At 66.7% G+C, this 26948-nt stretch carries 26 protein-coding genes; 9 read left to right on the top strand and 17 right to left on the bottom strand.

Annotated elements, in window-relative coordinates:
* Positions 1 to 6 precede the first annotated feature (6 nt).
* Positions 7 to 954 (bottom strand): septal ring lytic transglycosylase RlpA family protein, encoded by a 948-nt coding sequence (locus tag AC3WW4_RS03025; protein WP_488826913.1) that lies wholly within the window; start codon positions 952 to 954, stop codon positions 7 to 9.
* Between the two features lie 106 nt (positions 955 to 1060).
* Here AC3WW4_RS03025 and pcaCD point away from each other — a divergent pair, with 106 nt between their 5' ends.
* Complete coding sequence (gene pcaCD, locus AC3WW4_RS03020) at positions 1061 to 2335, top strand: bifunctional 4-carboxymuconolactone decarboxylase/3-oxoadipate enol-lactonase PcaCD (protein WP_488826912.1); 1275 nt, start codon at positions 1061 to 1063, stop codon at positions 2333 to 2335.
* A gap of 147 nt (positions 2336 to 2482) precedes the next feature.
* On the opposite strand, the gene AC3WW4_RS03015 is transcribed toward pcaCD, so the two are convergent.
* Entirely contained in the window at positions 2483 to 3166 is a 684-nt protein-coding gene (locus tag AC3WW4_RS03015) for a PEP-CTERM sorting domain-containing protein (protein ID WP_488826911.1), read from the bottom strand.
* 234 nt (positions 3167 to 3400) lie between these two features.
* On the opposite strand from AC3WW4_RS03015, the gene AC3WW4_RS03010 reads away from it, so the two are divergent.
* On the top strand, positions 3401 to 5512 hold the full coding sequence (locus tag AC3WW4_RS03010) for a UvrD-helicase domain-containing protein (RefSeq protein ID WP_488826910.1): 2112 nt from the start codon (positions 3401 to 3403) through the stop codon (positions 5510 to 5512).
* Between the two features lies 1 nt (position 5513).
* Here AC3WW4_RS03010 and AC3WW4_RS03005 read toward each other — a convergent pair whose 3' ends face one another.
* Positions 5514 to 6146, bottom strand: a complete 633-nt coding sequence (locus tag AC3WW4_RS03005) for a PEP-CTERM sorting domain-containing protein (RefSeq protein WP_488826909.1) — start codon at positions 6144 to 6146, stop codon at positions 5514 to 5516.
* Positions 6147 to 6505: 359 nt separating this feature from the next.
* On the opposite strand from AC3WW4_RS03005, the gene AC3WW4_RS03000 reads away from it, so the two are divergent.
* Complete coding sequence (locus AC3WW4_RS03000; protein ID WP_488826908.1) at positions 6506 to 6928, top strand: OsmC family protein; 423 nt, start codon at positions 6506 to 6508, stop codon at positions 6926 to 6928.
* A gap of 22 nt (positions 6929 to 6950) precedes the next feature.
* Here AC3WW4_RS03000 and coq7 read toward each other — a convergent pair whose 3' ends face one another.
* The 6 genes from coq7 to AC3WW4_RS02970 all read right to left on the bottom strand — a co-directional run bounded on the left by coq7 (position 6951) and on the right by AC3WW4_RS02970 (position 13517).
* Positions 6951 to 7610, bottom strand: a complete 660-nt coding sequence (coq7, locus tag AC3WW4_RS02995; protein ID WP_488826907.1) for a 2-polyprenyl-3-methyl-6-methoxy-1,4-benzoquinone monooxygenase — start codon at positions 7608 to 7610, stop codon at positions 6951 to 6953.
* Between the two features lie 67 nt (positions 7611 to 7677).
* Complete coding sequence (rodA, locus tag AC3WW4_RS02990; RefSeq protein ID WP_488826906.1) at positions 7678 to 8832, bottom strand: rod shape-determining protein RodA; 1155 nt, start codon at positions 8830 to 8832, stop codon at positions 7678 to 7680.
* On the bottom strand, positions 8829 to 10967 hold the full coding sequence (mrdA, locus tag AC3WW4_RS02985; RefSeq protein WP_488826905.1) for a penicillin-binding protein 2: 2139 nt from the start codon (positions 10965 to 10967) through the stop codon (positions 8829 to 8831). Before mrdA ends, rodA begins: the two co-directional genes overlap by 4 nt.
* Positions 10968 to 10992: 25 nt before the next feature.
* Positions 10993 to 11508 carry a rod shape-determining protein MreD gene (mreD, locus tag AC3WW4_RS02980; RefSeq protein ID WP_488826904.1) on the bottom strand — a complete coding sequence of 172 codons (516 nt, stop codon included), beginning with the start codon at positions 11506 to 11508 and terminating at the stop codon, positions 10993 to 10995.
* A complete protein-coding gene (mreC, locus tag AC3WW4_RS02975; RefSeq protein WP_488826903.1) occupies positions 11505 to 12431 on the bottom strand; it encodes a rod shape-determining protein MreC in 927 nt (308 codons plus the stop codon). The genes mreD and mreC overlap by 4 nt, the downstream gene beginning before the upstream one ends.
* Positions 12432 to 12473: 42 nt before the next feature.
* Positions 12474 to 13517 (bottom strand): rod shape-determining protein, encoded by a 1044-nt coding sequence (locus AC3WW4_RS02970; RefSeq protein WP_488826902.1) that lies wholly within the window; start codon positions 13515 to 13517, stop codon positions 12474 to 12476.
* Positions 13518 to 13810: 293 nt separating this feature from the next.
* On the opposite strand from AC3WW4_RS02970, the gene gatC reads away from it, so the two are divergent.
* The 3 genes from gatC to gatB are packed head-to-tail and all read left to right on the top strand — an operon-like array spanning position 13811 to position 17099.
* Entirely contained in the window at positions 13811 to 14110 is a 300-nt protein-coding gene (gene gatC / locus AC3WW4_RS02965; RefSeq protein ID WP_306565663.1) for an Asp-tRNA(Asn)/Glu-tRNA(Gln) amidotransferase subunit GatC, read from the top strand.
* On the top strand, positions 14107 to 15597 hold the full coding sequence (gatA, locus tag AC3WW4_RS02960; protein ID WP_488826901.1) for an Asp-tRNA(Asn)/Glu-tRNA(Gln) amidotransferase subunit GatA: 1491 nt from the start codon (positions 14107 to 14109) through the stop codon (positions 15595 to 15597). Before gatC ends, gatA begins: the two co-directional genes overlap by 4 nt.
* 23 nt (positions 15598 to 15620) lie before the next feature.
* The gene (gatB, locus tag AC3WW4_RS02955) at positions 15621 to 17099 is read left to right on the top strand and encodes an Asp-tRNA(Asn)/Glu-tRNA(Gln) amidotransferase subunit GatB (protein ID WP_488826900.1); all 1479 of its coding nucleotides are present in this window, start codon (positions 15621 to 15623) and stop codon (positions 17097 to 17099) included.
* Here the strand turns inward: gatB and AC3WW4_RS02950 are convergent.
* Positions 17065 to 17823: a hypothetical protein gene (locus tag AC3WW4_RS02950; RefSeq protein ID WP_488826899.1), complete on the bottom strand. Its 759-nt coding sequence runs from the start codon at positions 17821 to 17823 to the stop codon at positions 17065 to 17067. The two genes, gatB and AC3WW4_RS02950, sit on opposite strands and share 35 nt — an antisense overlap.
* Before the next feature lie 56 nt (positions 17824 to 17879).
* Positions 17880 to 18557: an orotate phosphoribosyltransferase gene (gene pyrE, locus AC3WW4_RS02945; RefSeq protein WP_488826898.1), complete on the bottom strand. Its 678-nt coding sequence runs from the start codon at positions 18555 to 18557 to the stop codon at positions 17880 to 17882.
* A 15-nt stretch (positions 18558 to 18572) separates the two neighbouring features.
* Between pyrE and AC3WW4_RS02940 the strand changes: the two genes are divergently transcribed.
* Positions 18573 to 19385 carry an exodeoxyribonuclease III gene (locus AC3WW4_RS02940; RefSeq protein ID WP_488826897.1) on the top strand — a complete coding sequence of 271 codons (813 nt, stop codon included), beginning with the start codon at positions 18573 to 18575 and terminating at the stop codon, positions 19383 to 19385.
* Between the two features lie 52 nt (positions 19386 to 19437).
* On the opposite strand, the gene AC3WW4_RS02935 is transcribed toward AC3WW4_RS02940, so the two are convergent.
* Positions 19438 to 19677 (bottom strand): hypothetical protein, encoded by a 240-nt coding sequence (locus AC3WW4_RS02935; protein WP_488826896.1) that lies wholly within the window; start codon positions 19675 to 19677, stop codon positions 19438 to 19440.
* Here AC3WW4_RS02935 and AC3WW4_RS02930 point away from each other — a divergent pair.
* Positions 19676 to 19885, top strand: coding sequence for a hypothetical protein (locus tag AC3WW4_RS02930; RefSeq protein WP_488826895.1), 210 nt, complete (start codon positions 19676 to 19678; stop codon positions 19883 to 19885). The genes AC3WW4_RS02935 and AC3WW4_RS02930 overlap by 2 nt on opposite strands.
* A 103-nt stretch (positions 19886 to 19988) precedes the next feature.
* Entirely contained in the window at positions 19989 to 20339 is a 351-nt protein-coding gene (gene rbp / locus AC3WW4_RS02925; protein WP_488826894.1) for an RNA-binding regulator, read from the top strand.
* A 108-nt stretch (positions 20340 to 20447) separates the two neighbouring features.
* On the opposite strand, the gene AC3WW4_RS02920 is transcribed toward rbp, so the two are convergent.
* The 5 genes from AC3WW4_RS02920 to AC3WW4_RS02900 all read right to left on the bottom strand — a co-directional run bounded on the left by AC3WW4_RS02920 (position 20448) and on the right by AC3WW4_RS02900 (position 26833).
* Entirely contained in the window at positions 20448 to 21395 is a 948-nt protein-coding gene (locus AC3WW4_RS02920) for a sensor domain-containing diguanylate cyclase (RefSeq protein ID WP_488826893.1), read from the bottom strand.
* Between the two features lie 222 nt (positions 21396 to 21617).
* Complete coding sequence (locus AC3WW4_RS02915; protein ID WP_488826892.1) at positions 21618 to 22748, bottom strand: HD-GYP domain-containing protein; 1131 nt, start codon at positions 22746 to 22748, stop codon at positions 21618 to 21620.
* A gap of 51 nt (positions 22749 to 22799) precedes the next feature.
* Positions 22800 to 24479 carry a GGDEF domain-containing response regulator gene (locus tag AC3WW4_RS02910; RefSeq protein ID WP_488826891.1) on the bottom strand — a complete coding sequence of 560 codons (1680 nt, stop codon included), beginning with the start codon at positions 24477 to 24479 and terminating at the stop codon, positions 22800 to 22802.
* 40 nt (positions 24480 to 24519) lie between these two features.
* Positions 24520 to 25437 carry a YihY/virulence factor BrkB family protein gene (locus tag AC3WW4_RS02905; RefSeq protein ID WP_488826890.1) on the bottom strand — a complete coding sequence of 306 codons (918 nt, stop codon included), beginning with the start codon at positions 25435 to 25437 and terminating at the stop codon, positions 24520 to 24522.
* Between the two features lie 10 nt (positions 25438 to 25447).
* Positions 25448 to 26833 carry a response regulator gene (locus AC3WW4_RS02900; protein ID WP_488826889.1) on the bottom strand — a complete coding sequence of 462 codons (1386 nt, stop codon included), beginning with the start codon at positions 26831 to 26833 and terminating at the stop codon, positions 25448 to 25450.
* Positions 26834 to 26948 lie beyond the last annotated feature (115 nt).

Genomic DNA, 26948 nt, shown 5'->3' with positions numbered 1-26948 from the left:
GCGGGCTCAGCGGCGCTCCACCACCATGGGCGTGACTTGAAGCGCGTCCCGCGCCTGATCGGCAGCCAGCACCGCGTCCTGGCGGGTGGCATACGGCCCCACCTTCAGCTTGTACAGAGAGGCCTCGTGGAACACGGCCAACATCGGCATCAGCCCCGCCAGCTCGTTGGACACGCGCTGCTGCAGGCGATCGACGCCCTCGCGCTGGCGCATGGCGGCCAGCTGCACATAAAACCCGCGTTGGGTTGACGTGTAAGCGCGAGAGGGCAGTGACGTGGTGGACGGGGCGGGAGGACTCACCCGCTCCGACACGATGTCCGCCGGGGCCACCACCGCCGCCACTTCAGGCGCGCCCTCACGGCCCGGCGTGGCATCGGTGTCCCACACGCCACGGCGGATGTCATCGAAGGTCAGGCGCGTCACCTCAACCTGCGCATTGCCGGCTGAGGCCATGCCCAGCTTGACCGCCGCGGCATAGCTCAGGTCGATCACCCGCGAGGAGTGAAAGGGCCCGCGGTCATTGATGCGCACGATCACCGACTTGCCGGTTTTCACATGGCGCACCCGCGCGTAACTCGGGATGGGCAGAGTGCGGTGGGCCGCGGTCAGGCCATACATGCTGAACAGCTCGCCACTGGCCGTGCGCCGCCCGTGGAACTTGGTGCCATACCAGGAGGCCACGCCCTGCTCGCGCCACGGCACGTCCTCGGCGATCGGCTCGTACGACTGCCCCAAGACCTCGTAAGGCTTGTTTGGCCCGCCCTTGCGGATGGGCTCGATGCGCGGCACCGGATCGGGCAGCGCCGCCAGGTCGGAAGGGGCCTGGGTGGGCGCCCCGTCGCGCTGGGACGGGGTGGCCGTGCGGGGCCCGGGGCCACTGGCGCACCCGGCCAGCAGGGCGGCCACGCACAGTGGCAACCCCCAGGTCAGGATGTGAGCGGTGGAACGTTGCATGGTTCGCACGATAACCGATCTGGGCGTCACATGCCCTGCGTCCCGTCAGCGACCCAGTGCCACGCGGCACAATGTCGCCGTCATCGATCTTTCGGGAAAACACGCCATGTCAGAGCCAACGGACCGCCTCGTCGACCACCCTTTCGACCATCCTTTCGAGCGCGGCATGCGCAACCGCCGCGCGGCCCTGGGCGATGCCTGGGTGGACAAGTCCGTGGCCAAGGCCAATGCCTTCAACGCTGGCTTCCAGCACTTCATCACCGATTACGCCTGGCATGGCGTCTGGGGTCGGCCCGGTCTGGACTGGAAGACCCGCCGTGTGCTGGTGATGGCCGTGACCTGCGCCCTGGGCCGCTGGGACGAGTTCGAGATCCACATGCGCGGCTCGCTGACGCCGGGCAACGCCCACCCCCTGAGCCCGGCCGAGGTGCGCGAAGCCCTGTTCCAGATCGCCATCTACGCGGGCGTGCCGGCCGCCAACACGGGCTTTTCGAAGGCTCTGGGCATCATGCGCGAGCTCGGCATTGAGCCCCCGCCGCACCCGGCCGACCAGTCCTGGCACCCCGGCGTGGGCCGCTCGGTGTTCACGCGCAGCCGCCCCAAGCTGCACGCCACCGTGCGCGACGCCCGCAGCGACACGCCGCGCCACACCGTGATCCTCAGCCACGCCCTCGGCCAAGACAGCGCCATGTGGGACCTGGTGGCCAACGAGCTGGCGGCCACCTGCCGCGTGATCTGCCCGGACACGCGCGGACATGGCCGCTCGGCCCTGCCCACCGGCGCCTTGAGCCTGGACGACCTCGCCGATGACGCCGCCCGCCTGATCGACGAGGTGGCCGGTGGCGAGCCGGTGATCTGGGTGGGCCTGTCGATGGGCGGCCTGATCGGCCAGGCCCTGGCCCTGCGCCACCCCGGCAAGGTGAAAGCCCTGGTGCTGGCCAACACCACCAGCGGCTACGACGCGGCCGGCCGTGCGGCCTTGCAGCAGCGCATCCGGACGGTGGCGCAAGAGGGTCTGGAGGCCGTGGCCGAAGGCACGATGGCGCGCTTTTTCAGCGAAGCTTTCCGCGCCAGCCAGACCGCGGCCGTGCAACGCCACCAGCGCCTGCTGCTCGCCACCGACCCGGAGGGCTACACCGCCTGCGCCGCCGCCTTGGGCGAGGCGGACCTGACGGCCCACCTGGGCCAGATCCGCGTACCGACCCTGTTGTTGGCCGGTGGCGAAGACAGCAGCACCCCGCCCGCCGGCATGCAGGCCATGGCCGCGGCAATGCCCCATGCGGAATGCGTGACCCTGCCCGGTTGTGCCCACCTGAGCGCCGTGGAACAACCCTGGGCGTTCACCGACCTGCTGCAGGCCTTCGTCGACCAGCTCGGCTGACCCGAACGGCGGCCTGATGGCGCGGAGCCCGGCACCAGCCGGGCGCATGCCCATGCCCATGCCCGGCCCATGCGGCCACAAAAAAACCCGCCGAGGCGGGTTTTTTCACAGCGGTGCGGCAAGGGCGTGCACCGGACGGCCCTTCACTCAGGCCACGTGACGGCGACGCGCCCAGCTCAGCCCGACCAGGCCCAGGCCCATCAGGGCGTAGGTGGCGGGCTCGGGCACGGCCGTGACCAGCACGGGGGGCGTCCCCACGAAGTGCACGGTGTTGCCCATGGAGGCCAGGCCATACGTACCCCCGACATTGCCCAGGCTGAGCATGATGGGCGTTTGCTGCGCAATGGTGGTCAAGGTGGCGGCGCTCAGGCCCGCGCCCGTGAGGGTCAACACCGCCGACTGGCCTTCGGCAAAGCTCGCGCCATTGAAATCGATGTTCCAGGTGTAGGCGTAGCCGAGGTCTTTGGTCGCAGGTGTCGCGTTATAGCCGGCACCAGCCACCAGCGCCGCACCCGACTGGCTGGCCAAGGTGCCGCCGGGCCCCTTGATCCACAGGGCGTCCACGAAATTGCCGGCCCCCGACAGGGCCGCAAAGGTGTGATTGTTCTGCTGCAGCGTCAGCTGCACGCCATTGCCCCCCGCCAAGTCGCTGATGGTCAGCTTGGCCACGCTGTAGTTCAGCGTCTTGGTGTCGAAGGCGTTGTCCGGCGTTGCGGTGTTGAAGAAGGTCTTGAAATCGATGGTGTAGCTATCGGCCCAGGCCGATGAGGACACCGAACCCAGCACGGCCAACGCGGCAGCCACCAGGGTCTGACGGCAAAGTTGGTTCATGTGCACTCCTTCAGAATAAGCCGCATCACCAGAACAGCCGGTGACGCCACAGGATCATTACGTCAGGCGATGGTAAGCAAGCGCAACAGAGTTGTGTCACGGGTTCACCCTTGAAACCCTTGATCGGGGGGCACCCCATCGTTGCCACATGGAACATCCCGCGACAAACCTCGGCGCGTGCCGTGCACTATCCTTGCACCCCTGCCCGCCCGTTCGACTGCCTCGCCCACCCTGATGTCCTCCCAAGCCGATTCCGCCGCCCCCACCATGAACCCGGCCCAGATGGCCGCCGTTCAGCACCTGGACAGCCCCTGCCTGGTGCTGGCGGGCGCGGGCTCGGGCAAGACGCGCGTGATCACGCACAAGATCGCGCGCCTGCTGCAACCGGGCCCGGGGGCGGACCTGAGGCCCGCCGAAATCGGCGCCATCACCTTCACCAACAAGGCCGCGGCGGAGATGCGCGAGCGGGTCAAGGGGCTGATCGGGCCACGGGCGGCGGGCAAGCTGCTGGTGTGCACCTTCCACTCGCTGGGCGTCAAGCTGCTGCGCGAAGACGGGGAGGCCCTGGGCCTCAAGCCCGCGTTCTCGATCATGGACAGCGACGATGTGACCAGCATCCTGCGCGACGCCGGGGACACCACCGACGCCAAGCTGGCGCGCAGCTGGCAATGGACGATCAGCCTGTGGAAGAACATGGGCCTCAACAGTGCCCAGGCGCTGGCCCAGGCCCAGGACGACGAGGAACAGATCGCCGCGCGGGTGATGAAACTGTACGAAGAGCGCCTGCTGGCCTACCAAGCGGTGGACTTCGACGACCTGATCGGCCTGCCCATGAAGTTGCTGGCCGAACACGAGCAGGTGCGCACCAAGTGGCAGCGCCAGCTGCGCCATGTGCTGATCGACGAGTACCAGGACACCAACGCCACCCAGTACGAACTGCTCAAGCTGCTGCTGGGCCCTGAAGGCATCTTCACCGCCGTGGGCGACGACGACCAGTCCATCTACGGCTGGCGTGGCGCGACGCTGGACAACCTCAAGCGCCTGCCGCAGGACTACCCCAACCTCAAGGTCATCCCTCTGGAGCAGAACTACCGCTCCACCTCGGCCATCTTGCGCGCGGCCAACCACGTCATCGCCACCAACCCCAAGCTGTTTCAAAAGACGCTGTGGTCGGACCTGGGCGAGGGCGAGCCCGTCAAACTGATGATGTGCGACAACGAGGAGCACGAGGCCGAGCGCACGGTGGCGCACTTCCAGCTGTTGCGCAGCGGCCTGCTGGAGCGGCATCCGGGCGACCCCAGCAAGACGGACTGGTCCAACTTCGCCATCCTGTACCGCGCCAACCACCAGTCTCGCCCCTTCGAGCAGGCGCTGCGCAAGGCCAACATCCCCTACAAGGTCTCGGGCGGCCAGAGCTTTTTCGACAAGTCCGAGATCAAGGACCTGTGTGCCTGGCTGCGCCTGCTGCTCAACAACGACGACGATCCGGCATTCCTGCGCGCGGTGACCACGCCCAAGCGCGGCATCGGTCACCAGACGCTGGGCGCCTTGGGCGAGTTCGCCGGCAAGTGGAAGGTCAGCCTGTTCGAGGCCCTGTTCTCGGACTCGCTGCACGCGGCGCTCAACAAGCGCGCGCTCGACGGCCTGCACGAGTTTGGCCGTTATGTGAACGACCTGGAGTACCGCGCCCGCCATGCCTACGGCAGTGAAGAGGCCAAGGTGCTGCTGCTGGAGTGGCTCAAGGACATCGGCTACGAACAGCACCTTTACGACAACGAAGAAAACGAGAAGGTGGCCGCCGCGCGCTGGACCAATGTGCTCGACTTCATCGAATGGGTGGCCAAGCGCTGCGGCGGGCAGATCGAGAACGACGGCGGGATGTCGGTCGAGGCCGAAAAGAAAAGCGTGCTGGAGATCGCCCAGCTGATCTCGCTGATCACCAGCCTGGCCGAGCGCAACGCCGACCAGAACGTGGTGACGCTCTCGACCCTGCACGCCTCGAAGGGCTTGGAGTGGCCGCACGTGGTGCTGGCCGGGGTCAACGAAGGCTCCCTGCCCTTCTCGCGCGAGGAAGGCGACATCACACCGCAGCAGGTGGAGGAGGAGCGCCGCCTGATGTACGTGGGCATCACCCGCGCGCGCCTGACCTTGGGCGTGAGCGTGCTGAAACGCCGCAAAAAGGGACGCGAGTACGTGCAGGCCACGCCCAGCCGCTTCATCGCCGAGATGAAACTCGACGAAGGTGGCGGCCCGAAGGAAGACCCGCGCGAAAAGCTCAAGCGCCTGCGCGAGGAAATGGCGGCCAAGGCCAAGGCCTCTGCGCAGACGCTCAGCAAGCCCGTCTGATTCAGGTCAGGCGCTTGGTCCTAGCCACGGCCGCCACCCCCAGCAGGCCCAGGCCCATCATCGCCCAGGAGCCGGGTTCCGGCAGATTGGTGGCCGGCGTGAGCGCGCTCAGGTAGGCGGCCTGGTCTCCAGCCCCCACCACCAGCGCCCCAAGGTTGAGCACCGAGCCCGGGCCGCTGCCCAGGGCACGACCCGTCAGTTCCATCGTGTAGGTACCCGCAGTGAGCGCCGCGGTCAAGGTGTAGCCGCGCGCGAACTCGACGCGGCACTTCCCCCCCGACAGGCACGACGCGGAAGTGGCATCGAAGGTGGCATCCAGGTTCGCCGTGCCGATCACCTGGCTGTTGGCATCCAGCAGGCTCAGGCTCACATCGGTCAGACCAGCGGCGTAGTAGCTGCCCAGCCAGTGGCTGTTGCCGATCTGGCGCGTGTCGATGCGGACGGTGGCGTCGCTGGCCAGCGTGAAGTTGAACTGCCGGTCGTACAACTGGTTGAAGCTGCGAGCGTCCGTGTCAGTGTAGGTGGCAAAGGTGGCCAACGTTCCCAGATCGACCGTGGGTGCCGTCGTGGCGGCATGGACCACGGCCATCGACCACAGACCCGCGCAGGCGGTCAACGTACGCAAAAAGTGCATCTCATTCTCCCTGTAATGGTTTCATTCGTTAAACGGGTCATATTTCTGCCCGTGCGCCCCTTATAAGGGCGCCCCCTGGCGCGGCTTCTGCGTGCAATCCCTTGCGCCCCCTCAGACCAAGGCCCTGTCCAGCCATGACGCAACATGGCGTGTGCAGGCAAAAAAAAACCCGAGATCGCAATCTCGGGTTCGGAATCCGTTTGAACGGTAAAGTGGAGAGACAAAAGAAACAAGCAGTGGTGTGAGGCTTTTCGTTTCGAAAAGTTCCACACTGCTGTGACGAAGTGTATCAAGTGTGAAATAGTGGCGCAACTGTATACAGCGGCGCCCCTCGGGCACACCTCAAAGGACTGATTTCAATGGAATGCACGATCAACTGGCAACCCGCCTCCGGCATGGCTTTCATGGCGGAAACCGGCAGCGGCCACATCCTCAACATGGACGGCGCCCCCGAGGGCGGTGGCCGCAATTTGGCCCCGCGCCCGATGGAAACCGTGCTGGCCGGCACGGGGGGCTGCACAGCCTATGACGTGGTGCTGATCCTCAAGCGCGGCCGCCACGATGTGCGCGGCTGCCAGCTCAAGCTCACCGCCGACCGCGCCGACACCGACCCCAAGGTGTTCACCAAGATCAACATGCACTTTGTGGTGACCGGCGTGAATCTGACGGAGACCGCCGTGGCCCGCGCCATCCAGATGTCGCACGAGAAGTACTGTTCGGCCTCGATCATGATCGGCAAGACCGCCGAAATCACGACCAGCTTCGAGATCGTCGCCGCCTGAACAGGCTGCGCCCCGCCCGAGGTCAGATCCGATGCGAGACCGTCGTCATGACCTTGGCGGCCAGACGCATCAAGCCTTGCACGGGCTTGGGCAGTGGCACACCGCCGGCGCGCTCGGCCGCATCGGCATGCTGCACCTCGTCGTCGCGCATCTGCGCCACGATGGCGCGCGAGGACTGGTCGCCTGCGGGCAGACGGTCCATGTGGCTGTTGAGGTGGTGCTCCACCTGGCGCTCGGTTTCGACCACGAAGCCCAGGCTGATCTTGTCGCCGGCCTTGGCGGCCAGCAGGCCGATGCCAAACGCGCCGGCGTACCACAGCGGGTTGAGCAAGCTGGTGCGGCTGCCCAACTGCTTCAGACGCTGCTCGGTCCAAGCCAGGTGATCGGTCTCTTCGCGGGCAGCTTCGTCGAACTGGGCTTTGAGCACCGGATCGTTGGTGCCCCAGGCCTGCGAGGCATACAGCGCCTGCGCGCACACCTCCCCCACATGGTTCACCCGCATCAGCGCGGCCGACAGGCGCTTGTCTTCGGCGCTCAACTCACCATCGGGCTGCGCCGCCTGCGGACAGGGGCGCGCCGCCTGATGCTCGGCAAACACCGTGCGCAAGGCCGTGTCGAAGGACATGATCAGACGGTCCATGCCGTCGTGGCGAATGGGCGAAGCAGACGTGGTCGTGTTCATGGCCATGATGTTAACGCCGCGCGCCCGGCCCCTGCTTGCGATGCATCAGCGATGCGTCCGCCCTGACTCAGCGTTGCATCAGACCACGGCTGCGCGAGATCGACAGCAGCAGGCCCAGCGCCAGCCCCAGCGTGACCATGGCCGTGCCGCCATAGCTGATGAAAGGCAAAGGCACGCCCACCACCGGCAAGATGCCGCTGACCATGCCCAGGTTGACGAAGGCGTAGGTGAAAAAGCTCAGCGCCAGGCTGCCCGCCAGCAGACGTGAGAACAGCGTGGGCGCCTGGGAGGCGATGTAGAGCCCGCGGAAGATCAAGGCCAGAAAGCCCCCCATCAGCACCAAGGCGCCGATCAGGCCATGCTCTTCGGCGTAGCCGGCAAAGGCAAAGTCGGTGGTGCGCTCGGGGATGAACTCCAGATGGGTCTGCGTGCCCTGCATGAAACCCTTGCCGGTGACGCCGCCCGAGCCAATGGCGATCATGCCCTGGATGATGTGAAAGCCCTTGCCCAAGGGGTCGGCCGTCGGATTCAGCAGGGTGCACACCCGCTGCTTCTGATAGCCGTGCAGCACCACCCAGTCCTTGTCGCCTTCGCACAAGGTGTCCTGATAGCCCACGATGAAGCTGATCCCCACCACCCCGGCAATCAGCACCGGCAGGATCAGGCGCCAGCTCAGACCGGCAAAGAAGATGACATACAGCCCGCCGGACAGGACCAGCAGGGAGGTGCCCAGGTCGGGCTGTTTGAGCACCAGGGCCACAGGCAGGAGCAGCAAGCCGCCCGCTGCGGCGTAATCCAGCCCGCGCAACTGCCCCTCCCGACGCTGGAACCACCAGGCCAGCATCAACGGGGTGGCGATCTTGAGCAGTTCAGACGGCTGGATGACGATGCCGATGTTGAGCCAGCGCGTGGCGCCCTTCTTGGTGATGCCAAACAGCGCCGTGGCCACCAGGAGCACCACCCCCACGGTGTAGAGCGGCACCGCCAACGCCATCAGACGCTGCGGGGGCACCTGGGCCACCACGAACAGGATCATGGCGCCCAGCAGCATGTTGCGTCCATGTTCGACGAAACGGGTGCCGTGGTCGAAGCCCACCGAGTACATATTGACCAGGCCCAGGGCGCACATGAGCAGGATGATGGCCAGAAATGGCAGGTCGAAGCCCTGGAAGATGGGCGCCAGGCGCTGCCACCACGACGGTTTGGCAAAGGCGACGTTCACGGTTGCTCCCTGGACGCGGCGGGCGCCACCCCCACGGCACCCGAAGGCGCGGGCGCCGTGGGCTGCGGTGGCTCAGGTTGAGAAGGGGCCGAAGGGGGCACCAGCGGGGGCGACGCATGCAGCGCCGCCGATGCCGACGATGCCGATGCGGCGGCGGCCGCCCCGTCCTCGCCATCGAAGGCATTGCGGCGCGGCGGCAAAGGCACCTCGGACACCGGGCGCCGCTGCCCGATGGGCGCTGCGGCCCGGGCCTGCTGCACGGCCACGATGTCTTCCTCGCTGGGATAGAGTCCCAGCAGCAGGTAGTCGAGCACGCGACGGGCGATCGGCGCGGCCGCCGCCGACCCAAAGCCTGCGTTCTCCACGATGATGGCCAGGGCCACACGCGGGTTGTCGACGGGCGCGAAGGCTTCGTAGAGCGAATGATCGCGGCGGTACTCTTCCACCCGCGAGGCCACGTACTTTTCGTTCTGGCGCAAGCCCACCGCCTGCGCCGTCCCGGTCTTGCCGCCGCTGGTGTAGTCGGCCCCGGCGAACACCCGCGTGGAGGTGCCCTCCTGGGTCACGCCATACATGGCCTCACGGATCAAGGCCGTGTGGCCGGGCTGGAAGGCCAGAGGGGTCTGGGGCTCCCGATCGGGCACACGGCGCTCCCGGGTCACGACGTTCTCGATCTGACGCACCAGGCGCGGCTCGAAGCGCTGCCCGTCGCTCACCACGGTGGACAGGGCCGTCGCCATCTGCAGCATGGTGAAGGTGTTGTAGCCCTGGCCAATGCCCAGGGAGATGGTCTCCCCGGCATACCAGCGCTTTTGCTCAGGGCGGCGGTAGGCCTTGCGCTTCCATTCCGTCGAGGGCAGGATGCCCGTGACCTCGCCCTGCAGGTCGATGCCGGTGTGCCGGCCAAAGCCCAGGGCCGACATCTCCTGGTGGATCAGGTCGACGCCCATCTCGTTGGCCAGCGAGTAGAAGTAGACGTTGCTGGACTCGACGATGGCGCGGCGCATGTTCATCGGGCCGCCCCGCTCGCCGGCGGGGCTGCGGAAGCGGTTGCCACCGAACACGAACACGCCGTTGTCCATGATCACGGTGCTGGCCGCCCGCTTGCCGGTGTGCAGAGCAGCCAGCGCCATGAAGGGCTTGTAGGTCGAGCCCGGCGGGTAGGTGCCCCGCAGCGCCCGGTTCAGCAGCGGCTTGTCCGGCGATTCGTTGAGCGCCTTCCAGCTTTCGGAGTCGATGCCATCGACGAACAAATTGGGATCAAAGGTGGGCTTGGACACGAAGGCCAGCACCTCGCCGTTGCGCGGGTCGATGGCCACCAAGGCGCCACGACGGCTGCCAAACAGGCGCTCGATCAGGCCCTGCAATTTGATGTCGATGGCCAGGTGCACGGTGTTGCCCGGCGTGGCGGCGTGTGAGCGCAGCAGCCGCACCGCCCGCCCCCCCGCACTGGTCTCCACCTCCTCAAATCCGGTGATGCCATGCAGCTCGCGCTCGTAGCTCTGCTCGATGCCCAGCTTGCCGATGCGCTCGGTGCCGCGGTAGTTGGCCTGCTCCTCATCGGGCCAGTCGAGCATGGCCTCGGCCTCGCGCTGGTTGATGCGGCCGATGTAGCCCAGCGCATGGCTGGCCAGCTCGCCATAAGGGTAGTGGCGAAACAGGCGCGCCTGGATGTCGACGCCGGGGAAGCGGAAGCGCTGGGCCGTGAAGCGGGCCACCTCTTCGTCGCTCAGACGGGTGCGGATCGGGATGGACTCGAAGCGCTTGGACTCCTCCCGCAGGCGCTTGAAGCGGCGCCGATCGCGCGCCTGGATCTCGACGACCTCGGACAGCGCATCGATGGTGGCCTCGACATCGCCCACCTGAGACGGCGTGATCTCGAGCGTGTAGGCCGAGTAGTTGTTGGCCAGCACCACCCCGTTGCGGTCGACGATCAAGCCCCGGTTGGGCACCACCGGCACCACCGCGATGCGGTTGTTTTCGGCGCGGCTGGCCAGGTCGTCGTGGCGATCGATCTGCAGCACCGTGAGACGGAACACCAGGATGCCGAAACAGCACAGCACGAACGCCACCGCTGCCCACAAACGGCCGCGGAACTGACTCAGCTCGGCATCGATGTTCTTGATTTCGGTCATGCGGGCTCAGGTCGGGCCAGACCGGTCACAGCGGACGGTTCTTGTCACGGTCCGGCGCACGGCGCTGGGGCGCCAGCAGCACGATGGACGCCAGCGGCCACAAGGCCGACTCCAGCACCGGCGCAATGAACAGCGACCAGCCAGGAAAAGCCGCTCCTGCGATCAGGCGCGCCAGCAGAGACACGGCGTGCGCAGCCACAAACAGGGGCAGGATCTGCGCGGCCTGCGAGGGCACCGTGAACCACAGCAGGCGGCGGTGCACCGTGATGGCAAAAAAGCTCAGCAGGGTGTAGGCCAGGGCGTGCTGACCGAGCAAGGCGCCCTGATGCACGTCCATGAACAAACCGAACACGAAGGCAGCGCCCACGCCCACGCGACGGGGCTGGTGCACGTTCCAGAACACCAGGGTGACGGCCAGCAGATCAGGCATGCCGGCCCAACGCCCCCAAGGCAGGAGGTTGAGCAGGAAGGCCACCAGCAAGGAGAACCAGATGAAAGCCGGGTTGACCGGGAGCAGCAAGGTGCTGCCGCGGGGCATCATGGCTGACTCCTGGAGACGCTGACCGCCTCGGCGGCGGCATCGGCCGCAGTGGCCTCGGGCCGCGGTGGCAGGCGTGCCGACATGGGCTGCAAGAGCAGCACGTGGCGGGAACTGTCGGGTTGGGCCAGCGGCAGCAGGACGATGCGCGCAAAGGCCGAATCGGCCCGGCGGTCCACGCGCACCACCTTGGCCACCGGGACACCGGCCGGATAGATGCCATCCAGACCGGAGGTCTGCAACTCGTCACCCGGTTGCACATCGGCATTGCCGGCCATGAAGCGCAGCTCCATGCCCGTGGCCTGGGGCAAGCCATAGGCCACACCCCGGTGCTGGGTGCGCACATTGACCACGGGCACGGCCGCGTCCTTGTCGGTGACCAGGGTCACCTCGGCGGTGACCGGATAGACCCGCGTGACCTGGCCCACCACCCCGCGCTCGTCGATCACGGGAGAGCCCAAGGTCACGCCATGGCGACGACCCTGGTCAATCACGACCTTGCGGGTGTAAGGATCGGGCGCGTCGTAGAGCACCTCGGCGGCCAGCGTGCCCACTTCGATGCGGGGGCGCAGCGCCAGCAAGGCGCGCAAACGGTCGTTCTCGCGCTCCAACTGGACCATGCGGGTCACCCGCTCAGACTGCGCGGCCAGTTGCTGCTGGGTGCGGGCTTGCAAGGCCCGCGCCTCTTCCACGCCCGACACATAGTGCCCCGCCATCTCCCAGCCCCGCACCGGCGCCAACAACACGCGCTGCACGGGCTGCAGCAAGGTGGCGGCAGCGGCCCTCAGAGGCTGCGTCATCTTCCAGCGGGCATCCGCGACCATCAGGAGAATGGCCAGGGCCGAGAAAAACAGCAGACGTGTGAAGGCCGAAGGACCCTGCTTGAAAAAAGCAGGCGGGGTGCGATCCAGCGTGGCCAGCGGCATGAAGGCAAGCGGGCCCGCAGGCCCGTACAACGGTCGAAGGGGTTATTCGGAGGTGAAGATGCTGCCCAGGCGGTCCATGCGCTCCAGGGCCATGCCACAGCCGCGCACCACGCAGGTCAGCGGGTCTTCGGCCACGTGCACCGGCAGGCCGGTTTCTTCGGCCAGCAGGCGGTCGAGGTCGCGCAACAGCGCGCCACCACCGGTCAGCATCATGCCGCGCTCGGCGATGTCGGCGCCCAGCTCGGGAGGGGTCTGCTCCAGCGCGTTCTTGACGGCCGAGACGATCTGGTTGAGCGGATCGGTCAGCGCTTCGAGGATTTCGTTGGACGAGATGGTGAAGCTGCGCGGCACGCCTTCAGAGAGGTTGCGACCCTTGACTTCCATCTCCTTGACTTCGGAGCCGGGGAAGGCGCTGCCGATGTGCTTCTTGATGGCTTCGGCGGTGGGCTCACCGATCAGCATGCCGTAGTTGCGGCGGATGTAGCTGATGATGTGCTCGTCGAAACGGTCGCCGCCGACGCGCACGCTGCCCTTGTAGACCATGCCGCCCAGCGAGATCACGCCCACCTCGGTGGTGCCGCCACCGATGTCAACAACCATGGAACCTGAGGCTTCGGAGACCGGCAGTCCGGCCCCGATGGCGGCGGCCATGGGCTCTTCGATCAGGTAGACCTCGGAGGCACCGGCACCCAGCGCCGACTCACGGATGGCACGGCGCTCGACCTGGGTGGAGCCGCAGGGCACGCAGATGATGATGCGGGGCGACGGCTTGAGGACCGAGCGCGGGTGCACCATCTTGATGAACTGCTTGAGCATCTGCTCGGTGACGGTGAAGTCGGCGATCACGCCGTCCTTCATCGGGCGGATGGCCTCGATGTTGCCGGGCACCTTGCCCAGCATGGCCTTGGCCTCGGCGCCGACGGCCTGGATGGTCTTCTTGCCGTTGGGGCCACCTTCGTGGCGGATGGAGACGACCGACGGCTCGTCGAGCACGATGCCCTTGTCACGCACGTAGATCAGCGTGTTGGCGGTGCCCAGGTCAATGGCCAGGTCGGTGGAAAAATACTTGCGAAACATGCCGTACATGCGGTGAACTCCGATTGGGCCCCACGCAAACAGCCAACCCTCATGCGGGTGACTCACGCACGAGGCAGCACAGACTGGTTGCGGTGACCCGCTGATGGGTGAGACCTGCGGCCCGGTGGCGACCTGTGCAAGGTTCGCGACACACCTGGCCGCCTGTCCGAAAATCTGGCAAACATCCCTTCAAACCACCTTGACCAACCCTGGACAAATGTGGTTTGTGGATAACCTAAGATAATACCCCATGGGCTGCCCTTTCACGGGCAGTGCAACCGTCTGTTACCCCTGGAAAAACCATGGCCCTGACCCCTCAAGACGTCAGCCGCATTGCCCAACTCGCCCGCCTTGAACTGCGCGACGACGAACAGGCTGCGATGCTGACCCAGCTCAACGAGTTTTTCGACATCGTCGAGAAAATGCGTGCTGTCGATACCTCCGGCGTCGAGCCGCTCTACACCCCGCTGTCGGCCATCGAGGACGTGACCCTGCGCCTGCGCGCAGACGCTGTCACCGAACCCAACAACCGTGAGGCCAACATGGCCAACGCCCCCGCCCAGGATGGCGGCCTGTTCCTGGTGCCCAAGGTGATCGAATGAGCGCGCTGCATGATCTGACCCTGGCCCAGCAGAGCCAGGCCCTGGCCGCCGGCCAGACCACCTCCGTCGCCCTGACCCAGCATGCACTGGACCGCATGGCCGCCCACCCCGAATTGGGGGCCTTCCTGCATGTGGACGCCGCAGGCGCGCTGGCCACGGCCGCCGCCTCGGACGCCCGCCGCGCCGCGGGCCAGAGCCTGGGGCCGCTGGACGGCCTGCCCATTGCCCACAAGGACATCTTCGTCACGCAAGGCCAGCCGACCACGGCCGCCTCGAAGATGCTCCAGGGCTACCAGAGCCCATTTGATGCCACCGTGGTGGCCAAGCTCAAGGCCGCCGGTGTGGTCTCGGTGGGCAAGCTCAACTGCGACGAGTTCGCCATGGGCGGCGCCAACGAAAACTCGGCCTACAGCGTGGCCCGCAACCCCTGGGACACCACCCGCATTCCGGGGGGCTCGTCGGGCGCGTCGGCCGTGGCTGTGGCGGCACGCCTGGTGGCGGCGACCACCGGCACCGACACCGGCGGCTCGATCCGTCAACCGGCGGCCCTGACCGGCATCACCGGCATCAAGCCCACGTATGGCCGCTGCTCGCGCTTTGGCATGATCGCGTTTGCCTCGTCGCTGGACCAGGCCGGCCCGATGGCCCGCACTGCCGAAGACTGCGCCATGCTGCTGCAGGCCATGAGCGGCTTTGACGAGCGCGATGCCACCAGCGCCCAGCAGCCCGTGCCCGACTTTGTGGCCGCCCTGACCACGCCGCGCGCTGGCGCCACCGCCGCGCAGCCCTTGCAAGGCCTGCGCGTGGGCGTGCCCAAGGAATTCTTCGGCGAAGGCGTGAGCGCCGATGTGCTGGCCGCCAACCGGGCCGCACTGGCTCAATTGGAGAGCCTGGGAGCCACCTTGGTGGACATCAGCCTGCCGCGCACCGAGCTGTCGATCCCGGTGTACTACATCATCGCGCCGGCCGAGGCCTCGTCCAACCTGAGTCGCTTTGACGGCGTCAAGTTCGGCCATCGTGCGGCCAAGTACGGCGATCTGAACGACATGTACCGCAAGACGCGCGCCGAAGGCTTCGGCCCCGAGGTCAAGCGCCGGATCATGATCGGCACCTATGTGCTGTCGCACGGCTATTACGACGCCTACTATCTGCAGGCTCAAAAACTGCGCCGCATGATCGCCGACGACTTCCAGGCCGCCTTCCAGGTGTGTGATGTGATCGCCGGCCCGGTTTCGCCCACGGTGGCGCGCCCGATTGGCTCCTCCACCGATCCAGTGCAAGAGTACCTCGCCGACATCTTCACCCTGCCCGCCTCGCTGGCTGGCCTGCCCGGCATGAGCGTGCCCTGCGGTTTCGGCGAACACCAGATGCCCGTGGGCCTGCAGCTGATTGGCAACTACTGGCAAGAAGCGCAGCTGCTGCACACGGCGCACGCCTTCCAGCAGGCGACCGACTGGCACCAGCGCGCGCCCGCCACCCTGGGCTGATTCACCGAGACGAGAGACACACCATGAGCTCCACCCTGATCCGTGGCTACGAGGTCGTCATCGGCCTGGAAACCCACGTGCAACTGTCGACCCAGTCGAAGATTTTCTCGGGCGCGTCCACCCAGTTCGGCGCGGCGCCCAACACCCAGTCCTGCCCGGTGGACCTGGCCTTGCCGGGCACGTTGCCGGTGATGAACGAAGGCGCGGTCGAGCGCGCCATCGAGTTCGGCCTGGCCGTGGGCGCCCATGTGGCCCCGCGCTCGATTTTTGCGCGCAAGAACTACTTCTACCCCGACCTGCCCAAGGGCTACCAGATCAGCCAGTACGAGATCCCGGTCGTGCAAGGCGGCACGGTGAGCTTCTTCGTCGATGACACGCCCTTCACGGTGCGCCTGGTGCGCGCCCATTTGGAAGAAGATGCCGGCAAATCGCTGCACGATGACTTCGAGGGCTTCAATGGCGAGAAGTCGTCGGGCATCGACCTGAACCGCGCGGGCACCCCGCTGCTGGAGATCGTGACCGAGCCGGACATCCGCTCCAGCAAGGAAGCGGCCGAGTACGCGCGCGCGCTGCACACCCTGGTGGTGTGGCTGGGCATCTGCGACGGCAACATGCAGGAAGGCTCGTTCCGCTGCGACGTGAACGTGTCGGTGCGCCGCCCGGGTGCGCCGCTGGGCACGCGCCGCGAGATCAAGAACCTCAACAGCTTCAAGCACATCGTGCAGGCGGCCGACTACGAGATCAACTGGCAGATCGACGAGCTGGAAGACGGCCGCGCCATCGAGCAGGCCACCATCTTGTTCAACCCGGACACGGGCGAGACGCGCGCGATGCGCACCAAGGAAGACGCGCACGACTACCGCTACTTCCCCGACCCCGATCTGCCGCCGCTGGTGATCTCGCCCGAGTGGATCGAGCGTGTGCGGGGCCGCATGCCAGAGCTGCCGCGCGTGATGGCCGAGCGCTTCGTGAGCGGCTACGGCCTGCCCGAATACGACGCGACGATGATGACTCAGTCGAAGGCCTTTGCCGCCTTCTTCGAGACGACCGCACAGGCGTGCCAGCAACCCAAGCTGGTGTCGAACTGGCTGATGGGTGAGGTGTCACGCCGACTGAACGCGGCCGAGCAGACCATCGAACAATCGCCGATCAGCGCCACACTGCTGGCCGCGATGATCTCGCGCATTGCCGACGGCACCATCTCGAACAACGGCGCCAAGCAGGTGTTCGAGGCGCTGTGGAGTGGTGAGGGCAGCGGCGCCGATCAGGCGCGCGTGGATGCCGTCATCGCCGCCAAGGGCCTCAAGCAGATGAGCGACACCGGCGAGCTGGAGAAGATCCTCGACGACATCCTGGCGGCCAACGCCAAGTCGGTGGAGGAATTCCGCGCCGGCAAGGAGAAGGCCTTCAATGCCCTCGTGGGTCAGGCCATGAAGGCCACCAAGGGCAAGGCCAACCCGGCCACGGTCAACGAGCTGCTGAAGAAGAAGCTGGTCGGCTGACGACGGTGGGGGCGCTCGGCACGGTCGCCACCGGCACCGTACCGGGCGCGGCCCCGGCCCACATCTGGCGCAAACGTGCCAGTTCTGCGTCGTACAGGGCATTCAGGCGCACCATCTCGGTCCGCTGCTGCTGGATGATGTCGCGTTGGGCCTGCTGCTGTGCATCGCTGGCCTCGATCTGCGTGCGCAGCTTGCCGGGCAGGCGCTTGCCTTTGTAGAACTCGGTCTCGGCGTCGAGCGGTTGGCGTTCGGCGCGCAATTCCTGCAGGCGCTTGTCGGACAGGGAAATGCCCTTGTGCAGATCGTCCATGGCCGACTGGCGCGCCTTGTGGTGGCTCGCCTCGTCCGGATAGCGCATCAGCAGGTTGCGGTCGCGGCGGATCGCGTCTTTCTGCGCGGCCTCAGCCTGGATGCGCTCGCGCTTACGCTCTTCGGCGGCCGCCCGCTCCTCGGCGCTCATGCGCGGTGGGATCACGGTGCGCACGGAGCCGTCCCGGTTGAGCACGCGCTGCTCGCGGTCCAGACACTCGGCGATCAGGCGGTCGGAGGTCAGACGCTTGCCGCTGCTGTCGGTGCAGGTGTAAATGGCCCCAGTGCTGGACTTCGTCTGCGCCAACGCGCTGCCCATGCCGCCCCCCCAGACCACCAGCCCAGCCAGCGCCAGCGTCGACCAAGCGATCGAGCGACGGGAGGAACAAGAGGCAATCGAGGGGCACTTGAACATGGCAACTCCGGCAAAGTGGGGTGCACGCAGCACCACCATCCTCATGATAGAACGTGTCAGACCCCGTATTGTTGCCGGTAGGCGAGCACCGCGGGGTGGAAGGCCGTCAAGGCCGGGGCCGACTGGGTTTCCAGATAGCGCAAGAGGTCGCCCAGGGTGGCGATGGCCACCACGGGCAGGCCGTAATGCTGCTCGACCTGCTGGACGGCGCTCTCGGCGGCATCCTGGCCGTTGGCGGTGGCTTTTTCCTGGCGGTCGAGCGCGATGGTGACGCCACAGGGGGTGGCGCCGGCCGCCTTAATCAGTTCGATGGACTCGCGCACCGAGGTGCCGGCCGAGATGACGTCGTCGATGATGAGCACACGGCCCTGCACCGGCGCACCGACCAGGGTGCCGCCTTCGCCGTGGTCCTTGGCTTCTTTGCGGTTGTAGGCGAAGGGCTTGTTGTGCCCCAGACGGGCCAATTCGATCGACACGGCGGCGGCCAGCGTGATGCCTTTGTAGGCCGGGCCGAACAGCATGTCGAACTGCAAACCGGACTCGATCAGCCGACGTGCATAGAATTCAGCCAGGCGGCCCAGTTTGGCGCCGTCGTCGAACAAGCCGGCATTGAAGAAATAGGGCGACAAGCGCCCGGCCTTGGTCTTGAACTCTCCAAACCGCAGCACCTGGGATTGCACCGCAAAGGCCACGAAGTCCTGAGCGAGTGTGTCGTTGGCAGGGGTGTTGCTCATGATGAATGGTGTCTCGTGTTTCGTCTGGTCTCTCTCAACCTCAACGGCGTCCGCTCGGCCGCAAGCAAAGGGCTGGTGCCCTGGGCTGAAAGTGTTTCAGCCGATTGTATGGGTGTGCAGGAGTTGAAGGTGCATGTCGATGACATGCCCGCACCGCTGAAGGCCTTTGCCGGTATGAATGGACATTTTCATCACGCCGAGAAGAAGGGCTATTCCGGGGTGGGGATGTACACGAAGCACGAACCCTCGGATGTGATCATCGGCCTGGGCAAGGCCGACCCGAGCGGCGAGTTCGACCCCGAGGGCCGCTATGTGGAGCTGCGCTTTGACAAGCCGGGGCGCAAACTGTCGCTGATCAGCTGCTACTTTCCCAGCGGCTCCAGCAGCGACGAGCGCCAGCAGGCCAAGTTCCGTTTCCTGGACATGATCGAGCCGCACCTGGCGCACCTGCGCGAGGAGCGCGAGTTCATCCTGATCGGGGATGTGAACATCGCGCACCAGGAAGCCGACCTGAAGAACTGGAAGGGCAATCTGAAGAACAGCGGCTTCCTGCCCGAGGAGCGGGCGTGGATGACGCGTCTGCTGGATCCGGCTGGCAGCACCCGGCTGGTGGACGTGTACCGACACCTGCATCCCGACACCACCGACGCGTGCTACACGTGGTGGAGCAACCGAGGTCAGGCCCGCGCCAAGAACGTGGGCTGGCGCATTGACTATCACCTGGCGACGCCAAGCCTGGCCGAAACGGCCCGGCAGGCGGCGGTGTTCAAGGATCAGTGGTTCAGCGACCATGCCCCATTGACCATTGATTACGACTTCAGTTTGTGAGCCACTGGGGGGCGGGTGCGTTGGCGTGGGGCAGGATACCCCCCGGCGCCACTCAAAACCAGAAATAATATTGATTGACGGACATATTCTTCGGGTGATATAAAGCGTCATTGCGCAGTGACGGCGGCGACCCTCTCAAAGGCAGCAAGCCGCCCACGCTGACCGCATTCAGCGACCTTTGTCGCCCTTTTGGCCTGCCGAGCTGCGGCCAACCGAGCCACTCGATGCTCACGCAGGTTGATTCATGCCTGCGGTCCTGATTGATCAAGATTTCAAACACCACCATTCCCATGGGCAAGTACGTCGTTTCGCCCGCGACACACCCGACCGATTGCGGCCGCTTCCGCGCCTCCTTCTCGGTCCAACGCTCACAGGGCAACGGCAGTGATGCCCGTGTGTTCCGTTTGGACAAGACCTTTGCCTCGCGCGACGCCGCCCGGCTCCTTGCTGTCACCCAGGGCTGGCTGCAAACGTGCATGCCACACCCGCCCGCGTGCTGATGGTCTGCTCACAGCAGATCCCCTCCCCACCTCCCAGTCGCTGCGGACTCCGCTTCGCACACCCGCATCCTCACGGTGCCCCCTCATTCAGAAAGGCTCTTCCATGAGCAGCAAAATCTACGTGGGCAACCTGCCCTACTCCGTGACCGACGCCAGCCTGCGCAGCAACTTTGCCGAGTTTGGCAACGTGTCCTCTGCCAAGGTCATGATGGACCGTGAAACCGGCAACTCCAAGGGCTTCGGCTTCGTGGAAATGGCTTCGGCCGAAGTGGCCCAGGCCGCCATCACCGCCTTGCACGGCATGTCCGTCGATGGACGCTCGATTGTCGTCAGCCTGGCGCGCCCCCGTGAAGAGGGTGGCGGCTCGGGTGGTTACAGCGCGGCGGGCTACAGCGCCACCAAGCGCTCGGACATCGGCTATGGCACGGGTGGCTACGGCGGTGGTCGCTACTGACCCCAGGTGCTTCCTGTGAAAACCGGCTCTTCGGAGTCGGTTTTTTTTCGCCTGTGCGGAGGCGGGGGGCCTGGCGTGCGCAGGGCACGCAGGGGGGCGGCTGCTCGCTCAACCGGTCACCGGCCCGGCCTCCAGACGGTTCTTGCCGGTTTGCTTGGCAAGGTACAGCCGCTGATCGACCAGCTCCAGAAATTGCGAGGGTTTGATGTGGTCGTCGGGAATGACGGTGCCCACGCCGACGCTGACGGTGACGCGCTGGTCATGTGGCGAGTGAGCGTGCGGGATCGCCTGCTTCTGAATCAGGCGCTGGCAGCGCTCAGCGACCTTGCGCGCCACGGGCGCATCGGCACCGGGCAACAGGACGATGAACTCTTCGCCGCCGAAACGCGCGACCAGATCGCGCGGGCCGTCGAGCGCGAGGCCGAGTGTCTGCGCAATGTCCACCAGGCAGCGGTCGCCACGCATGTGGCCATAGAGGTCGTTGTACTGCTTGAAAAAGTCGATGTCGAACAGCAGGACGGACAGCGGCAGGCCCAGGCGGTGGGCACTGTCCCACTCCAGTTCGAGGCTGGCATCAAAGCGGCGCCGGTTGGCGATGTGGGTCAGGCCGTCCTTGAAGGACAAGGCCTCCAGCTCCTTCTGCAGGGCAAGCAGCTTTTCTTCGGTCTTCTTGCGCTCGCTGATGTCGAACATGAAACCGATCAGCGCCTCGACCTCGCCCTGCTCGCTGCGCACCACGTGCACCACGTCGCGGATCCAGACGTAGCCGTTGTCCCGGGTCAGGGCACGGTAGTCGGCTTCGTGATCGACCCCCGCCTGGGATTGCGCGACGCAGAAGTTCACCACGTACTCACGGTCGTCCGGGTGCATGCGCGCCGCCCAGTCTTCGACGCTCACCCAACTCTCCGGGCGCCAGCCCAGCAGCGCCTCGATCTGCGGGCCGATGTAGGTAAACCGCTTGGTCGCCCAGTCGATCTTCCAGGGAATGGCCTGGGTCGATTCCAGGAGGGTGCGGTACACCGCGCTGTCGTTGCTGAGCTCATTCTCGTCGGACATGGCCTGTCTCTCGCTGTTCAAGGTGGATGAACAGCATCGCCCGCCGGATGATGCGGGTTGGGCTGGTCGTCGGTCATGCTAGCAGCGCCCCGGGCCCACCCATCACTGCCGCATCGCGCCAAGCTGCACAGACGGTCACATGTCACGTTAACCCTAGGGAGAGGATGGCGCCACCGCCCCTGAGCCACGCTCGGGTTCAGGCATGCGGCGCCTGCATCTTGCTCACATGCTGCCAATCAACTCGGCGAGCCGCTCGTCGGAGAGCCACAGCGGCATCGCCTGGGGCGAGAGCAGGGCCACCACTGCATGCTCATCGCGGGCACTGTCACGCAGCACCGATTTGGGCGTCGACTCGCCGGCGGCGTTCGTCAGCGTGGCCACCAGCGGCAGGTGTGCTTTCTCGCCGCTGCGGACCACCACGCCCAGCTCGCCCGAGGCCAGGCGGACCATGCTGCCCGGAGGGTAGACGCCGAAGGCCTTGATGAGCGCGAGGGTCAGCGGGCTGGAGGCGGACATCTGGTGGAGCCGGCGACCGGCCTGGTGCGGGCTCATTGCCGCCCGGTTCGCGCGGCGACTGAGCTGCGCCGTGTACACATCGGCAAAACGCAGCAGCTCGGCCAACTCACCCACGTCCGTCATGCCGCAGGGGTAGCCCGAACCACCGGGCACTTCGTGGTGGGTGCGCACGGCCTCCAGCCAGTCCGTGTCGGCGATACCGACCGCGCTCAGCATCTCGGCGCTGCGGATCGGGTGCGCATGGATGACCTCGCGCTGCTTGGCGGTCAACGGCGAGACCTGGTCGGCCAGGCGGGCCTGCAGGTCGAGGATGGACAGGTTCATCGTCAAGGCCACCTGGAAGGCCTGGCGTTGCTGGTGCGGCGGCCAGCCGAGCTGACGCGCGGCCGCGTGACACGCCGTGGCGGCATGGATCGAGTGGTTCACCCCGTAATGCCCGGAGCCGGTCACGGGCTGGCGCACCACCTGTGAGAGCGCGAGCTCAGGCGACAGGTCGATGAGGACCAGCAACTGTTCGGTGACGCTGTCGAGCGCGCCCACCAGCTGCGAGGGGGGGCCGCACAGGGCCTGCTTAACCTCGCCCGTCACGCGGTGCCACTCGGCGGGCAAGCGGACCCACCGCCGGGCGGGCGGCTCGCGCTGCGCCAGCGCCAAGGCGTCGGCCACCTCGTCAAACTCGACCACGGCACCCAGCTGAAGCAAGCTTTGCAACTGCGTCTCATCGGCGATGACCTCGCCGCGGGTCAGCAGCAGCCGTTGGGCGTCGCGCACGCTGAACGGCAGGGGCTCACCGAGCACGATCTGGTTCAAGACGGAGGCGAGGGAGCAGACGCGCATGAGCAAACAACGACAAGAAGGTCAACCGTGCGAACGGGCGGGCAGGGCCGCTCAGGCCACGCTGTGCAGGTGGGACGCCAGCGCCGCCGCCTCGACGCGGTTGCGCCCGAGGCGCTTGGCGTGCAGCAAGGCGCCGTCGGCCGCTTCGGTGAGGGCGGCGGCCGCATCGAACATGGGGAAGGACGCCACGCCCGCGCTGAAGGTGGCGTGGAGCGCCCCGCCCGGGTGCGCATGGGGCAAGGCCCCGAAGTCGCTGCGGATGCGATCGATGACGGCGATGGCCTGCTCCAGACCCACCCCCGGCAGCGCGATGAGGAATTCTTCACCGCCGTAGCGCCCGATGAGGTCGCTGGCGCGCAGACGGCCCTTGAGCAGCCAGGCCAGGGCGCGGATCACCTGGTCGCCCACCGGGTGGCCGTAGGTGTCGTTGATGGCCTTGAAGTGGTCGATGTCGATCATGGCCACGGTCAAGGCCCCCTGCCCGACGGGCGCGCCCGACTCACCGTCGGCGCGGCAAGGGCCCAGTTGCTGCACCAGGCTGACCAGGCGGGACTTGGCGGCGGTGTGGTTGAGCAGCCCCGTGAGGCCGTCAAGCCGGGTCGAGCGCTGAGTTTCGCGGAAGCGTTCGATCTTGGTCTTGACCACGGCCGCGAGCAGCACCGGGTTGAAGGGCTTGGTGAGGAACTGGTCACCGCCCAGACGCAGGGCCTCGACCTGCATGCCGACATCGGTGGCGCCGGACAGATAGACGATGGGCAGCGTGCTGTAGGCCGACATCTGGCGCAGCACGCGGGTGGCCTCGACGCCATTGAAGCGCGGCATGAACATGTCCATCAGCACGAGGTCGGGGCGGTACGATTCGAGCACATCGAACAGGGTGCCGGGGTCGCGGATGGCATGGCTGTCGATGCCGTGCTCGGCCAGCGTGCGCTGGATCAGGGCCACGGCCACGCGCGAGTCCTCCACCACCAGGACGCGATATTTCTCCTGCTCGATGTTCTGCACCAGGTCCAGGATGCGGTCGAGCACGCGGGCGGATTGTTCTTCGGCCGGGATCGCGACGTCGATGCCGGCGCGCATCAGCTCGACGATGGGCTCGATGGCCGAGGCCACCCCGAGGTAGAACAGCTGGCTGGCCGGGCAGGTGCCACGGACGGTGGTGACGAACTGCAGCGCCGAGGCCGGCATGCCGCCAGGGGCCGGGATGAAGAGCACAGCCAGCGGGCGATCGCCGGCCGGCGGTGCGTCGCCCCACGCCAGCTCAATCGTCTGGAAGCCGAAGTAGCGCAGTTGGTGCCCCAGCGCCTCGACCAGGTCGCGCTGCTCAGGGGCGCTGATCAGCCAGACGGCGCGCGGTTTGATCCAGTCGATCTCGGGCGCACTGACGCCCTTGGCGCCCTCGCTGCGGCGCTCCCGGTCGGGCACGTGCGGCTTGGCACTGGCCACGGCGCCCATCAGGGTGTCGAGCTGACGCTGCAGGGCCGAGATGTCCTGCTCGCTCAGCGGATGGGTGTCGTCTTGGCCGAGTCGCGCCAGCGCGGCGTTTTCCAGGCCCTCGCACACGCGCACCAGGCCTGGCAGGCGCATGCGGTTGAGGTGTTCGGCCAGGCTGTTGACCGCCACCGCAAACTCGATGAACTGCTCGAAACGCCCTTCGGCGACGTAGCACTCCCAGCGCGTCCGCAGCACGTAGAGACGGTCATCAATGGAACTCGGCGGGGAATCGGTCATGACGTTGCGAGGACAGCTAAGGGGCGTGATCTGGGGTCGGTCAGGCACGGGGGGACTCGATCACCAGTTCGCGGTGCACCAGCACCGCCGAGTTGCGCGGCACCACCGCGCGACCGCGTGCGAGCAGGTGGGTTTTGGTGAAGGCCGCACCGAACAGCAGGATCAGCGAAGAATAGTAAACCCAGAGCAGGATCAGAACCACCGAGCCGGCAGCCCCGTAGGTGGAGGCTGTGGCGGTTTGCGCCAGGTACAGGGCGATGGCGTCGCGCCCGATGGCAAACAGCACGGCGGTGAGCAGCGCGCCCACGACCACGTCACGCCATTTGAGCACCACGTCAGGCAGCACCTTGAAGATGGTGCCAAACAGCAGGGCCGAAACCAGCAGGGACACCAGCATCTCGGCGCTGGTCAGCAAGGCGGCAACGGCCGGCACGAACTGATCGGCGAAGTGGAGCACGGTGCGCAACACGACGCCCAGCAGCAGCGACACCAGCAGCACAAAGCCGATGGCCAGCACCACGGTGAGAGACAGGATGCGGCTCTTGACGAACATGAAGAGGCTGCTGCGGTCGGGGCGCGCGGCCACGCCCCAGATGTCGTTGAGCGAAACCTGCATCTGACCGAACACCGTGGTGGCACCGGCCAGCAAGGCGGCAACGCCGAGCACCGAGGGCATCCAGCCGGCCTCGGACAGGCGGGAGCGGGCCACGGCCTGCTCGATGGCCTGCGCGGCCTCCAGCCCCATGACGCCGCGCAACTGGCCGACGATCTGACCCTGGGCCGCCTGCTCGCCCAGCACCAGGCCGATCACGGCCACGGCGATGATGACCACCGGCGCCAGCGAAAACAGGGTGTAGAACGCCAAGGCGGCCGCGTGGCTGAAGGCATTGCTGCCGAGCCAGAGGTTCAGGGCATCACGGTTGATGCGCCACCAGTACAGGCTGCGTTGACGCCACATGGCTCACACCTCACGCGATCGCAGAAGGAGTCCCCAGGAGACTGGACAGGGTCGCCAGGACCAGCGGCTCGTCCCAGGGCTTGCCGAAACAGCCCTTGACGTTGGCGTGCGGCGCGAGGCGCTCGGCCAGGTCTTCGAAGCTGGAGACGGCAAAGACCGGGAGGGTACGCAGGACAGGATCGGCGTCCAGCCGCGCGATCAGCTCGTAGCCATCCATCTCGGGCATTTCGATGTCGGTGATCACCACGGCCGGCTGGAGTTGGGGCAACAAGTGCAGTGCCTGCACGCCGTTCTTGGCGATCTCGACGCGGTAGTGGACCGACTTGAGCAGCTTGACCATCTTGGCGCGCACGACCGCCGAGTCATCGACCACCAGGATCAGTGGTGGCTCGGCCGAGACCGTCGGGCTGACCGGTGGCATCGGCATCACTGGCGCAGGGGGCGCCGCGACGGGGACGGGTTCTGGCTCGACGACAGCGGCAGCGACCGGTTCAGTGACGGGCGCGACCACCGGCACCGATGGGATCACGGTCGGCTCGACCGGCGCCGGGACCGACTCGACCTCGGGCAGATCGGGTTCGGGTTCGGGTTCGGGTTCGGGTTCGGGGGCCGGCGCAGGCGCAGGCTCGGGCGCCTCAAGCACGAGGTCGGGCTCGCTCACGGGCTCAGGTGCCAGCGCCAGCTCAATCTCCGGCAACTCGGGCTCGATGGCCGGCTCGGGTTCGATCACCGGAGCAATCTCCGGCTCAGGCTCTATGACTGGCTCGATCCCCGGCTCGACAGGGGCCGGGACCGGTTCGATCACGGGCACCTCGGGCACGGCCTCAGGTGTCGGCTCCTCTGCAGGCGCAGGCTCCATCACCGGCAACACAGGCTCAGGCAGCGGCGCGACGGCCTCCAGCTCAAGGTCGAGGTCGATCGCGGGAATCGGCTCCGCCTCGATCGTCGCAGGCGCCACCACCGGTTCGGCCAGCAACGCGATGACGGGCTCGGCGGAGTCCAGCTCACTCGGCGCGGGTGGGGGCGCCACCTCCAGCTCGACATCCACCTCAGGCTCGACAACGGCCAACTCAACGTCCGACGCCTCATGCAAAACCTCTTGCGGCGCCGAGCTCAGGGCCGACGGCGGCAGCTCGTCCAGGGGCAGAGGCTCGGTGGCGCGATCGACGAAATCAGGCAGGAGCGCGGGCTGGGTGATCTCACCCTCGGGCTCAGGCTCGGAGGACAGCCCGGCCGGTGGGGGGCTGGGAAGCGTCGCCGGGGGCTCCTCCGGCGATGCCGGTTGCAGCGTCTCGGGCGCCGGTGCCTCAGGGCGTCGCCCCGGTCGGCGCAACGCACCGAATCCCCAGAACAGGAGGACGAGAACCAGCACACCCAACAGAACATAAACCAGCACGGAACTCTCCATTGCCACGCCCACCTGCGGCCTTGCGCACCAGTCTAACCCGCCGAAACGGGGGGGCAGGGTCCGCTCATTCCCGCAATCGGCGAAGATGCCACAGGGGCAAAAG

It is taken from the genome of Aquabacterium sp. TM01 (assembly GCF_057808345.1).
Note: the sequence above shows the minus strand (reverse complement) of the source record. Positions and strands in the feature narration are given on the sequence as shown.